Origin of the sequence: uncultured Microscilla sp. (assembly GCF_947493425.1) — a bacterium.
Taxonomy (GTDB): domain Bacteria; phylum Bacteroidota; class Bacteroidia; order Cytophagales; family Microscillaceae; genus Microscilla.
Genome location: NZ_CANLRP010000008.1, coordinates 1 through 12906, shown reverse-complemented (window position 1 = coordinate 12906; position 12906 = coordinate 1). Strand labels below are relative to the sequence as shown.

Below are 12906 nucleotides of genomic sequence, written 5' to 3'. Positions count from 1 at the left end.
CAAGCTGCCCCGATGAGTCGGGATTTATAAATAGACTCGGTTTTAGGATTTACAGGATTAGCTGAAGCAGAGCTCAGCACAGCAAGCTGTAGCTTCGGTTGATTAATGTTGGTATTCAAACAATTAGTCAAAATCCATCTTCAAAACCATTTTTGTTTAAGTATAAATAGTTTTTAAATTCATCAATAACTGATCACCAGCAAACAACTTTGACTAAAATCACTGCGAAGTATTGTATATTATAAATAGCTTGTGAAACTATATTAATACACCATTTTACAAGCCAACTCCAGCGATTCAAATTTTTGTTGCAATCGTTCATCTGCCTGTACCTTGTATTTCTGTGAGTTGAGCTCTACCATCATGGTAGGTTGTTCTTGCAAGTCATATACCCAAATCTTAAGCTCGTGTTCGCCCGCATTTTCCTGGGCTACTTTTTCCATTTTTTCCATGAGCTCATCGTTTAGCTTGGCAATGTCTACCTGAATGACCAACCCCCGACACATCTTCTCTTGCATCTCTTCGAGGGGTTTTATCTGTGAGGTACGCAGCTCAAAACGATCTTCTGACCCATACCGCTTTTGTACTTTACCCGTGAGTAATATCAGTTGATTCACCTCAATCAGGTCGCTTAAGGTTTCGTGGCTTTCGCCAAACAAAGCCAAATCCATTGATGTGCTGTAGTCTTCGATACTAAAAGAGGTAAAAGGTTTGCCATTTTTGGTTTGTCTCAGCTCTTTTTTGGTCACAATACAGGCCACAGTTACCTCCTGGTGCTGCAAAGATTCTATTTTATCAAGAGCTACTGCACCAAACTTTTTCATTCCGGCACGGTATCGGTCTAGGGGGTGCCCCGACATATAAAAACCTACCACTTCTTTTTCACGGTTCAGTTTTTCCAATTGGCTCCAGGGCTCAGTATAAGGCACCTTGGGCTGGGCTATAGTAACCGCCCCGCTTGCCCCAAACAAAGAGGTTTTGGCGTTTTCTATCTCTTTTTGATAAGCATTGCCAAACTTGATGATGCGTTCGAGAAAAGTGGCCGTATCATTGGGCATAGCGGCAAAAAACTGTGCGCGGTGTAGTTTACCCAAATTGTCGAATGCACCTGCTTGGGCAAAGCATTCAAAAGATTTTTTGTTAACCGTTCGCAGGTTTACCCGGCGGGCAAAATCAAACATATCTTTAAAAGCACCATTCTTTTTACGTTCTTCTATGATATTCTCTACGGCAGCATCACCCGTGCCTTTTACCGCCCCCAAACCAAAACGAATTTGTCCCAATGGGTTTACCGTAAAGCTCTGTTCACTTTCGTTTACATCAGGCCCCAAAATCTGCAGCCCCATGTTTTTGGTTTCTTCGATAAAGAAAGTCACTTTATCGATGTTATTCATATTGTGCGTAAGCACCGATGCCATATATTCAGAAGGATAATTAGCTTTGAGGTAAGCGGTTTGGTAAGCCACCACCGAATAAGCTGCTGAGTGCGAACGGTTAAACCCATACTTGGCAAACTCTTTCATTACCTCAAAAACCTTCTTCGACTTTTCTTCAGGAATTCCATGAATTTCTTTGGCACCCTTCATGAAAATGACCTCTTGGCGGTCCATTTCCTCAAGTTTCTTCTTACCCATTGCCCGGCGTAGCAAATCGGCACCCCCCAGGCTATAGCCTCCCAAAATCTGGGCAGTTTGCATAATTTGCTCTTGGTATACCATAATCCCATAAGTATTGTTAAGGATAGGCTCCAGCAAATCGTGGGGGTATTCAACTTCTTCGGTTCCGTGCTTACGGTTGATAAAGTTGGGGATAAACTGCAATGGACCAGGGCGATAAAGGGCGTTCATTGCAATGAGGTCTTCAATGTTGGTAGGTTTAAGCTGCTTGAGGTACATCCGCATTCCTTCCGACTCAAACTGGAATGTTCCCACGGTTTCGCCATTTTGGTAAAGTTCAAGGGTTGCCTGATCATCCAGTGGAATCTTGTCCATGTCTATGTCAATGTCATAGTTTTTCTTGATCATCCGCAAGGCATCCTTGATCACGGTCAGGGTTTTAAGCCCCAAAAAGTCCATCTTCAGCATTCCGGCATCTTCAATCACCTTACCGTCAAACTGAGTTACCAGCAAGTCGGCATCCTTAGAGGTACATACTGGAATATATTTGAGCAAATCATCGGGAGCAATAATTACCCCCGCGGCGTGAATACCCGTACCTCTGACCGAACCTTCCAAAATTTTGGCTTGACGCAACACCTGGTTTTCCAAGTCGCCTTCGGGTCTTGCCAGTACATCCTTTAGTTCTTGTACTTCAGCAAAAGCATCTTTGAGCTTTGTTCCCGGTTTGTCGGGTACATATTTGGCAAGTTTGTTTGAGTCAGGAATGGGTAGCTCCAGTACTCGTGCTACATCCTTAATGGCCATTTTAGCCGCCATCGTACCATAGGTAATGATTTGGGCTACCTGATTTTTACCATATTTATCAATTACATAATTAATGGCATCTTGTCGCCCTTCGTCGTCAAAGTCAATGTCCACATCAGGCATACTTACCCTTTCCGGGTTGAGGAAACGCTCAAAAAGCAGGTTATACTTGATAGGGTCAATATTGGTAATACCAATACAAAACGCGACCGCCGAACCTGCCGCCGAACCCCGTCCAGGGCCTACAAACACACCCATGTCACGTGCAGCATTGATAAAGTCTTGCACAATGAGAAAGTACCCCGGAAAACCCATCGATTTGATGATATTGAGTTCATGGTCAAGGCGCTCTCTTATTTCTTCTGTAATTTCTCCGTACCGTTTGGCGGCCCCTTCGTAGGTCAAGTGACGCAAGTAATCATCCTGAGTGGCAAACTCAGACGGCATTTCATATACAGGCATTAGTATGTCTCGCTTGAGTTTGATAGGCGAGCATTTATCTACAATTTCCTGAGTGGTTTCCAGAGCAATAGGAATGTCAGAAAAAAGTTCGTTCATTTCTTCCTGCGTTTTCATGTAATATTCCTCGTTGGGCATTCCATAACGCAGGTTACGCCGCTTTATATCAGGCGTAAACATTTTGGGCGTACTTTTCTTGTCAGCTCCCTTTACACAAAGCAACGAGTCGTGCGCATCGGCATCTTCATCACCAATATAATATACATTGTTGGTGGCAATGGGCTTTACCCCATATTTTGCCGCAAATTTAAGCAATACCTCATTTACCCGTTCTTCCTCTTCTTGTCCGTGGCGCATAATTTCCACATAAAAATCATCGCCAAACAAGTTATGCCACCATTTAAAGGCCTCTTCTGCTTCATGCTCGCCTTGGTTCAGTATCAAATCAGGAATCTCGCCTTGTAAGTTACCCGTCAAGGCAATCAAGCCCTCGTGATATTCTTCTATCAGGTCTTTGCCAATCCGTGGAAAACCAGCATAATAACCCTCTATATAGCCTAAAGAGCTCAGTTTGGCGAGGCGGTGGTAAGCCTCCTGGTCTTTGGCAAGCAATACTTGGTTAAACCTTCGGTCGCGGTCGCTCTTAGTAAATTTAGTCTTAGTACGCTCTTGTGCTACATAAAACTCACACCCAATAATTACCTTTACATCATTTTTGGCACCTTCGCCTACCGCCTTAAAAGCTGCGTGCATGTTGCCATGGTCAGTAAAAGCAATGGCAGGCATTCCGTTTTCTTTAGCAAATTTGATCAAACCGCCTACACTTGCTGTACTTTGTAAGATAGAAAACTGAGAATGTACATGTAGGTGAGAGAAAGGGATAAATTTGTCTACTTTTCCCTTAAATACTTCCGGGATTTTAATCCCTTTTTTCTTTTTACGCTTCTCAAAGTTGGCAGCATCCAGCACAGGAGGCTCATACACCACGGCATCTGCTTCCAGGTCGCCCAGAGGTGGCGCAATACCTATTGAGATCAAGCCGAAATAACAACGGGCAGTTGCCGACACATCATAGGCTGCATCGTGAGCGTCGTCAAAGCTTTCATTAAAAAGCTTGGTGTGAAGCTCGGTAAGGGTAGGCCATTTAAACTTACCACCTCGTCCGCCCTGAATGCCTACATACTCAGCGGTTTCTTCGCTTTTAGTGTCATAAGTAGGCACATCGTGAAGCTTGCTATCTACGGCAGCCCGCACATACTCGGCCCCCATGATGTTTACATCAAAGCCAATGTTATGACCAATGATGAGTTCGGAACGGGCAATGTCAACCGCAAACTTTTCGAGCACTTCGTTTAGCGGTAAACCTTCTTCCATGGCAATTTCGGTAGAAATACCGTGCACCTTTTCAGCGTTGAAAGGAATCGTAAAACCTTCGGGCTTTACAATCATATTTTCGGCACTGACAAGCTTACCGTTGTAATCGTGCAGCTGCCAGGCAATTTGTACCAACCTTGGCCAGTTGTCCACATCGGTGTGTGGCGCATTAAAATCTTTTGGAAGCCCGGTAGTTTCCGTATCAAAAATTAAATACATGCAGCGAGTCTTTTTATAGTCAATGAGTTAAGCCCCCAAGGGCACTCATGTTGAAATCTTAACTTTAAGGCAGCTTCTAAATTACGAAAAAAAAGAAGGATTTGAAAGGCTTCAATAGGGTATGTTGATAAAGGCTACATCTTACATTACCCAGGCTATTCCTTTTGTTTTTTCTTTCATCAAAGGCATTGTTTTGTGGCTAAAGTTGATTGCCTATAAAGTTGGGTAATAGTAATATACAAGGCAATCAGGTTTGCTTTAGCTCTATAGCCTGGTGATTTAACAACAAAGTGAAAAAATCAATTAAAAATGTTTGATAATCAGGATGTTGAGCCATTATTTGCCCTATTTCTATTACCTCGCCCGCGTTCAACCGCTCTAGCAAAGGCAGCAACAGAGAAGCATGGGCAAAGTTACTTTTGTTTCGTCGATAATAGAGCCTTACCTGGTCATTTTTTAGCGGTTGATGGTATATACAAAAAGGGGTGATGATTTGTACACTTTGCCTGGCTAATTCAGGAAAAGTTTTTTGATCAGACCAACGTGGAGGGCGAAACCCACAATTGCTTTTGAGCGACCACTGGTAATCTTCCATAGCCGCCTTTACCCAGCTACCAAATTTTTGTTCATTTACCTCAGTACCAATCAAACCACTGGCTAAAATATCGTTCACCTCAGACTCATACCCTGCCAAAATCTCTGGGTCAAACGACTCCGTATTCATTTCAGCCAAAGCATTACTGAGCCAGTCTTTGACCGAAATACCCTTGATCACCACCGTCAATGCCATTGAAAACTCCTCAGTGTTGCCAATGTGGAAAGGACCTTCGGGCAAGTAAAACGTATCGTGGGCTTCTATTTGACAGGTAGTACCATAGGGCAATATTTTCTCTGGCTCGCAATAATGCAACCTTGACCCGGTCTTCTCTACAAACACCTCTTCATCCCACAGCGTCATTAGTTTTTTACCCGGCCCCTGATGAAAATGAATCACACTATTGGCTTCACCGTCGTAGTGCACCCCAAACGGAGTATACCCATAATTGCCCACAAATATAGTAGCATTGAGGTCTAACCAAGGTACTCCAAGCTCTTCTACAATCCCCTGATAAAGCGGCGCAAGCCGTCGGGCAAGCGTATCGTGGTATTGGGTAGCACGATTGAGAATAATGCCAAATTTTTGCTGGCCAAATATACGTTGAGTAAATTCCTGAAGACCTTCATGGGGTTGCAAAGGAGAACGGTACATTTCGCTCAACTCTTTAATCACCTGCTTGCCATCTGTATATACCCTAAGCCCCGGAGCACTAAACGAAAGCTTATCTGGCACTTCTTGGATAATATTTAGAATGTCTTGTTCAGTAAAAAACTGAGCAGGCACACTGTTTTTGATCAAACAAGCCTCTGTCAGGTAGTTAGACTCTTCTAAAAGTTCATTCCACCAGGCTTGGCTAAAAACGGTAGGAGGAGGAGTTGTAGATGCCATTAGTTACTAAATATAGTGATAGTGATTTGAAAATGTTTACTTAATAAAGGTTGAGTGGACTGTTTCGTCTTCGAGCCCGGTTGAGCAATACATTGGCAATGGCTTCAGATATTTTGTTATTAAAAGCCTGATCCAGCCAACTAAATTCACCCACCGGGTTAACCTCTAAAAATACAAACTTACCTTCTGGAGTCTTAATTAAATCTACTGCTCCATAATTGAGCCCAAAATAGTCCATAAGATGGAGCAACTTTAGCTGAATACTGGCGGGTAAGTCATAAGGTACTATGTCATCTATCAGGCTCCCATCTTTGCGCCAGTCAGCTTGCCCTTCGGTAGATTGTTGAGAGGGTATTTTACCACAAAAAATCTGTTCTCCTACAATGGCCACCCTAAACTCACACTCTTTTTCTACATACTCCTGAAAAATCATAGGCGAAAACTCCAACCCCGTCATATCCTCCAACTCTTCGGGTTGCCACTTGTGGCTATATACCTTGTACTCGTCTTCAGTACCATCATAAATGCTAAAAGCGTATTGCATCTTGGAGATCACCGCCGAATAGTTGTGAGCAAAAGCTTTTACCTCTTGTGCCGAGTTGGTAATAAGGGTGGCAGGAATACGCAAACCCAGGCGATTGGCTACCTTAAGCTGCAACTGTTTATTTTCGGCACGTCTAATGTCGGCTACAGCGTCTAACACAAACTTGCCAATGCCCCAACTGGCAAGCGTGCCCCAAAAAGTGGTTTTTGATTCTTCTATGGCAGGTATTTTATACTCATCGGCCATTTCTTCGGGCAGTTCTTGCCCAATACGAATGCGTCTATACCATACTGCATCAAACTTTGCCAAATTATGCACAACATCTTCACTGATGATTTTTACCTGTTCAGTATTGTTAATATAATGACTGGCAAGTTGTATTTGGGTGGGGTAATAGTTGGTATTAAACCTGTACACATTGGCTCCTTTACTTTGCAATGCCTCGGTTACATTGTTGATACCTTCGTCGTCGTCACTGTACGTGACAATTAACACTTCCATAAAGTTATAAGTAGCTAAATTTTTTTGGTATATTGCTTACCAAACTACATAAAAAAAGGGACTATTGCTAGTCCCTTTTGTTTGATTCACTGGTGGGTAAATGTGATTATTTTCTTTTAACCACTTTTCTTTTTTCTAGTTGTTTGGCAAAGAAAGGTTTGGTAGTACTTTTAGCAGTTTTTATTTCTTTGCTACCAAATGTGTTGGGGCTGTCTAAATCACCAATAATTGTTCCCATGTTTTTCGAATTTTTAATTTAACCTTTGTTTTAAATAATAGTTGTTTGTTGTATTATGGCTGCAAAGTAAAGGGGGAACAAGTAGATAAAAAAATGGTTTTTTTGAAAAATATTACAAGTAGTGAAACTTTTTTTATTAATTGTCGTAGCATTTTTTTTTCCTGATATAATGAAATTTGTGTTTACTTGTAAAGTGTATAAGTAAAGCATATAGCGCATTTTGCAATAATAAAACATAGCAAATACTCCTAAAAGTGAAATAATATTTGTGCAACAATGTTTTAGTATAGGCTTATCAAGGCATTAATACATAAATGCGAAAGTGAAGTTTTAATAAAATTGTGGCAGTGACCTTGTTTAATTTAATTCAAATATTTCATCAGTATAAAAAAAAATATCTAACTATTTACTCTTGTCTTTGGGTAACAAGTTTATGTTTTTGTATAAACTCATTGACTTTTGCCCAAAATCCATCCAGTTCATTAGTTGTAAAAGTGACAAATGATTTGAGTAAATTAACAGACCTGAACCCTCATTTACTCATCTTAGAAGACTCTACAAACACCATAACATTTAAACACCTCAAATCTTTAAAATACCAATCTCAGTTTATCCCTTACCCTACATTTAGAAAGAAAAAAACGAGCTTTCAAAAAAATAGAAACTATTGGGCAAAGTTAAGCTTAGATAATCAGTCTAATCGTAATCATTGGGTTTTATATGTAGGTAATGCATCTTATATAGAGTTATATGCTCCTGATGATGAAAATAAGTATTTAAAAAAAGTAAGTGGGAATCTTATCCCTGGTAATCAAAGAGAGATCAAGAGTAGTATTGTGGAGTTTAAATACAAGTTTTACTTACAACTTTACTCTAAACAAAAAACAGTACTTTATATCAAAATACAAGGGACATTATTTAAACCCTCTTATTCTGTAAAATTGGTAGAGCCAGAGGCATTTTTGTCACAAGAGGCTTTGCAGAAAGTTATTCAGAGTATTTTTCAAGGAGGGTTGTGGATTATTATATTGTATAATTTCGTTTTATTCCTCTTGGTTAAAGACAAAACCTATTTATATTATGTAATGTATACATTATCATATTCATTATACTACATCATGTATAATGATTTGTATAATGGGTTGCCCAAATTACAAATTTATACATCCATGATTAGTAGTCAGGTTAGTATGTTGTTTTATTTCCAGTTTATGCGTCTTTTTGTAGGAGCAAGACAACTTATTAGCAAATGGGATAAAGTAATATATACTTGGATTGTGTTAAAATCATCTGTTTTACTAATATCCGTAGTATATTTGAACATCTCCTTTAATACATCTTTCTTGGAGATTTACATGGTATCAAATTTTTATATTGACGCTATACTGTTTTTGATAACGATTGTTGTTTTACTTATATCTAATAGTATACTTGCACGTTATTTTGTTACTGGTTCATTTTTCTTAATGTTGGGCTGGATATTAAGTACTATCAGTTTCTCAGATTTAGTACACGTAGACTTTAATAAAAACTACTTCTCTCAAGCAGGCTTATTTCTTGAGCTAGTACTTTTCTCGGTAGGTTTGGGATACCGTGAACGAAAAAACGAGCAAGACAAGCGGTTGGCGCAAGAAGAAAACGCCCGAATACTGAGAGAACAAAATGTAACCTTGGAACGCAAGGTAAAAGAACGTACCAAAGAGATTACCGAAAAGAACGAGGAACTCCAGCTTCAGAAAGAAGAAATACTGACCCAACGAGATTCGTTGCAGGAACGAGGCGAAGAGCTACAGTTTGCCTACAATCAAATCACAGATAGTGTACGCTACGCCCAAACCATTCAAAATGCCATCTTACCTTTTGAACCCAAAATCAAGCAGATTTTTGAAGAGTACTTTATTATCTATCAACCCAAAGACATTGTGTCAGGCGATTTTTACTGGTTTAACACCATCAAAGGTGAAAACTTTACCAAAACCGTAGTAGCAGTGATAGACTGTACCGGACACGGGGTACCAGGTGCTTTTATGAGTATGATAGGCAATACATTGCTCAACGAAACGATCAACGAAAAGCACATCTTTGATCCGGCAAAGGTGATTACCCTTTTGCACCAAAAAATTCGCAGTGACTTGCGGCAGGCAGAAACCAACAACAGTGATGGAATGGACATGTCGCTCTGTGTGATTGAGCCGCTGACTGCTCAACAGTTTAAGGTGACTTTTTCAGGTGCCAAACGTCCCCTGTATTATGTACAGGAAGGGGAGTTTAACCAGCTCAAGGCTGACCGTTTTTCTATTGGTGGTGAGGTATACGAAGACGAACGTGCCAGGGTTTTTACCAACCAAGAGCTCATATTGGCTAAAGGCGACGCTTTGTATATGATGACCGATGGTTTTGGCGATACTCCCGATGCCGAACGTCGCCGATTTGGGTCTCGTAACATCAAAAAAATGATTAGTCATTATGCGCATTTGTCTATGAAAGAACAACAAGTGGCTTTTGAAGCTACTCTAGCCAAACACCAGGGAAGCCAGGATGCCCGCGATGATGTAACAATGTTGGGCTTGAGGCTCTAAATATTAAAATGAACCCTCATGAAAATAGTTTGTATATCAGACACCCACGGAAAACACAACCAAATAGCGGTGCCTGAAGGTGATTTGTTGATTCACGCTGGAGACTTAAGCTCCAGGGGCAGACCCAAAGAAATACGTCGTTTTAACAACTGGTTGGCCACGTTGCCTCACCGTCATAAGGTAGTCATTGCCGGAAATCACGACTTTTTGTTTGAAGATGAACCCCACCAGGCAGAAGCACTTTTAACCAATGCCATTTATCTCAACGATAGCGGGGTTACTATAGAAGGCATCAATATATGGGGATCTCCCATTACCCCTTGGTTTTTCGATTGGGCGTTTAATCGTGCCAGAGGAGTCGACATTCGTAAACATTGGGATTTGATTCCTGAAAATACTGATATTTTGGTTACCCACGGACCACCCAAAGGAGTGTTAGATCAAACGGCAAAAGGGGAGGAGGTAGGTTGTGAAGAATTAACCGAAGTAATCCAGGATATACGTCCAAAATACCATATTTTTGGTCACATTCACGAAGCACGTGGCAGGGTAGAAGTTAACGGCACCCACTATATCAATGCCAGCATGTTGAACCTACAATATGAAGCAGTACATCAGGCCATTGTCATAGATTATATGAGGTAAACTTGGCGCTACTGGTTGTTAAGGACACCTGCCTATTGCAAGATGGTTTATCGTCCCGATTTGCTTGCTACCAAAAAAGCTTCTTTGAAACCTATAGCGTGAATTTCGTTGAGTAAACGACGCGCCCCCTTAAGCGTATATTCCCAGCCTGTCACATAGCGGTATTTATATTTTTTTGAGTGTTTGTTAGGTACTCGTTTTACTTTTTTTGGCACATCTTTGAAATGCTCAGAGTCTGGCGGTATGGGTTTTTGAGTAGCCATCAATTGCACCTGGTATACAATTTCGCGACGCTCGCGGGGGCGTTTAGACTGGGTGTAAGCTCTAAAAGCCCTGAAAATAGCCGAAGCAATAATGCTTTGTCCCTGGTCAGAGTTCAGGTATTTTTCTTCGCGGGTGTTGGTCATGTAGCCACACTCTACCAGCACACTAGGCATACGGGTATATTGCACTACATAAAAATTCTTTTGGCGTTTGTCTGCATCATAAATGCCCCTGACTTTTCTCCCAGCTCGTTGTTTAAACTGTTTGTTGATCAATTTTGCCAGGTATTTGCTGGCGGGTAAGTCAAAACTATGAATGTGCAACTCGGTGCCGTGTACTTGCTTATGTTCTACCGAGTTACAATGTAGACTTATAAAAGCATCGGCATCTTTGTCGTGGGCAAAATCTACCCGATCTTCCAGCGACAGGTAGCGATCGGTAGTGCGGGTATAGTATACTTTGATATGAGGCAGGTATTTTTTTACATACTTCCCCAGCTTAAGCGCAATGGCAAGGTTGAGACTCTTTTCGTGCTTCATACTTTTTGAACCGCGTAAACGTCCGGTATCTTTTCCCCCATGTCCGGGATCAATCACCAATACAAAACCCTTATTTTGAATTGTTTTGGAGCGTTTCTTTTTTTGAGCTACTCCTGGCGTCAGCGTGAGCGTAACCAACCAAGCAATGACAACCCCGAAAGATAAAAGCCTAATGTGCATTATATGATTTTTTTATAGTGAAGTACTAACAATACTCCGTAGTGATTTTAGTCAAAGTTGGTTGCTGATTAACTTTGTTGAGCACCGATATACATCGGTATCTAAGGACTCGCCAGAGGCTCGGTTATCAGTTATTTATGAATTTAAAAACTATTTATACTTAAACAAAAATGGTTTTGAAGATGGATTTTGACTAATTGTTTGAATACCAACATTAATCAACCGAAGCTACAGCTTTGCTGTGCTGAGTTCTGCTTCAGCTAATCCTGTAAATCCTAAAACCGAGTCTATTTATAAATCCCGACTCATCGGGGCAGCTTGCTGTGACGAGCTCACCGCAGGTAATCACTTTAATCTTAGTATAATTGGGTGTTTAGGCATAAAACCGAAACACTTTTAAAAATAAAGTGAGTACGCAATCTTAATATAAAATACTGGTTTACAGCATTTAATAAGGTGAACATTTACTCGAATCAGCTATGGACTATTGACTAAATACTATGGACTATTGTACTAAGGTAATACCAAAATATTACCATGTCAACCAGTATAAATTAAGCTTTATTATCTGTAACTCCACATTTTATCTGGCGTTTATATGCATAAGCCCGCTCTTTTATCTAAACAATCATTATTATGAATACAGTATTTCCATTGATTCGCCTATCAAAGTGGTTCAGTTTTATATTATTTAGCACCACCCTGTTTACCACTACCTATGCCCAGTGCCCCGAAGGTTCGGTAGAGTCAAATAATTTGGTGGTTAATGGAAACTTTTCGCAAGGCAACCGTTATTTTCAGTCGGGCTATCGTGTTTCTAACGATTTGTACCCTGAAGGAACCTATCAGGTAGGAACCAACCCTACCAAATACCATGGGCATTTTAAGGGACGGAGCAGGAGAGGCGTCAGAGATAAGTTTTTGATTGTAAACGGTAGTCCACGCCCCAATGTATCGGTGTGGTGCCAACAGATAAAAATACGCCCTAAAACCTATTATAACTTTTCTGCCTGGATTACTACTTTGGTGGCACGTAGCCCGGCACGCCTGCATTTTAGTGTCAATGGGCAGGTATTGGGTACCAATATCAATGCACCTGATTGGCAATATCAATGGAAAAAGTTTGAAGTGACTTGGTTTTCGGGCAATGAAACGACCGCCAATATTTGTATTGTAAATTTGTCAACTTTGAAAGGAGGCAACGACTTTGGTTTGGACAATATTCGTTTTACCAGTTGTATACCCATCATCACCAAACCCAAAGCGGTGATATCTGAGGAAGCCGCCGCACAGGTAAGAGAATACTAGCGGGCTTAGTTTATTGGAGGCAACCAAGGGTGGGTTTTACCGTTAGGAATGGTAAAAGTCAAAAAATAGATAGGTTAAACGCACTACTTCGGAATATTCTTCTTAATTTTTATCTTTACCTTCAAAAAAGCAATGCACTTAGGAGAA

General features: G+C 40.8%; 8 protein-coding genes. 3 read left to right on the top strand and 5 right to left on the bottom strand.

The annotated features are described in order from the left end of the window. Positions 1 to 263: 263 nt before the first annotated feature. The 4 genes from dnaE to Q0954_RS04065 all read right to left on the bottom strand — a co-directional run bounded on the left by dnaE (position 264) and on the right by Q0954_RS04065 (position 7244). Positions 264 to 4475 carry a DNA polymerase III subunit alpha gene (gene dnaE, locus Q0954_RS04080; protein WP_299453970.1) on the bottom strand — a complete coding sequence of 1404 codons (4212 nt, stop codon included), beginning with the start codon at positions 4473 to 4475 and terminating at the stop codon, positions 264 to 266. Between the two features lie 247 nt (positions 4476 to 4722). Then, positions 4723 to 5961: a hypothetical protein gene (locus Q0954_RS04075; RefSeq protein WP_299453967.1), complete on the bottom strand. Its 1239-nt coding sequence runs from the start codon at positions 5959 to 5961 to the stop codon at positions 4723 to 4725. 40 nt (positions 5962 to 6001) lie between these two features. Beyond that, positions 6002 to 7006, bottom strand: a complete 1005-nt coding sequence (locus Q0954_RS04070) for an MvdC/MvdD family ATP grasp protein (RefSeq protein ID WP_299453964.1) — start codon at positions 7004 to 7006, stop codon at positions 6002 to 6004. A gap of 106 nt (positions 7007 to 7112) precedes the next feature. Continuing rightward, a complete protein-coding gene (locus Q0954_RS04065; protein ID WP_299453961.1) occupies positions 7113 to 7244 on the bottom strand; it encodes a hypothetical protein in 132 nt (43 codons plus the stop codon). 506 nt (positions 7245 to 7750) lie between these two features. On the opposite strand from Q0954_RS04065, the gene Q0954_RS04060 reads away from it, so the two are divergent. Both Q0954_RS04060 and Q0954_RS04055 read left to right on the top strand, forming a co-directional pair. Beyond that, positions 7751 to 9823 (top strand): 7TM diverse intracellular signaling domain-containing protein, encoded by a 2073-nt coding sequence (locus Q0954_RS04060; protein ID WP_299453959.1) that lies wholly within the window; start codon positions 7751 to 7753, stop codon positions 9821 to 9823. Positions 9824 to 9841: 18 nt separating this feature from the next. After that, positions 9842 to 10468, top strand: a complete 627-nt coding sequence (locus tag Q0954_RS04055) for a metallophosphatase domain-containing protein (RefSeq protein ID WP_299453957.1) — start codon at positions 9842 to 9844, stop codon at positions 10466 to 10468. Between the two features lie 47 nt (positions 10469 to 10515). On the opposite strand, the gene Q0954_RS04050 is transcribed toward Q0954_RS04055, so the two are convergent. After that, complete coding sequence (locus Q0954_RS04050; RefSeq protein ID WP_299453956.1) at positions 10516 to 11451, bottom strand: N-acetylmuramoyl-L-alanine amidase; 936 nt, start codon at positions 11449 to 11451, stop codon at positions 10516 to 10518. Positions 11452 to 12087: 636 nt separating this feature from the next. On the opposite strand from Q0954_RS04050, the gene Q0954_RS04045 reads away from it, so the two are divergent. Next, positions 12088 to 12759, top strand: a complete 672-nt coding sequence (locus tag Q0954_RS04045; protein WP_299453954.1) for a hypothetical protein — start codon at positions 12088 to 12090, stop codon at positions 12757 to 12759. Positions 12760 to 12906 lie beyond the last annotated feature (147 nt).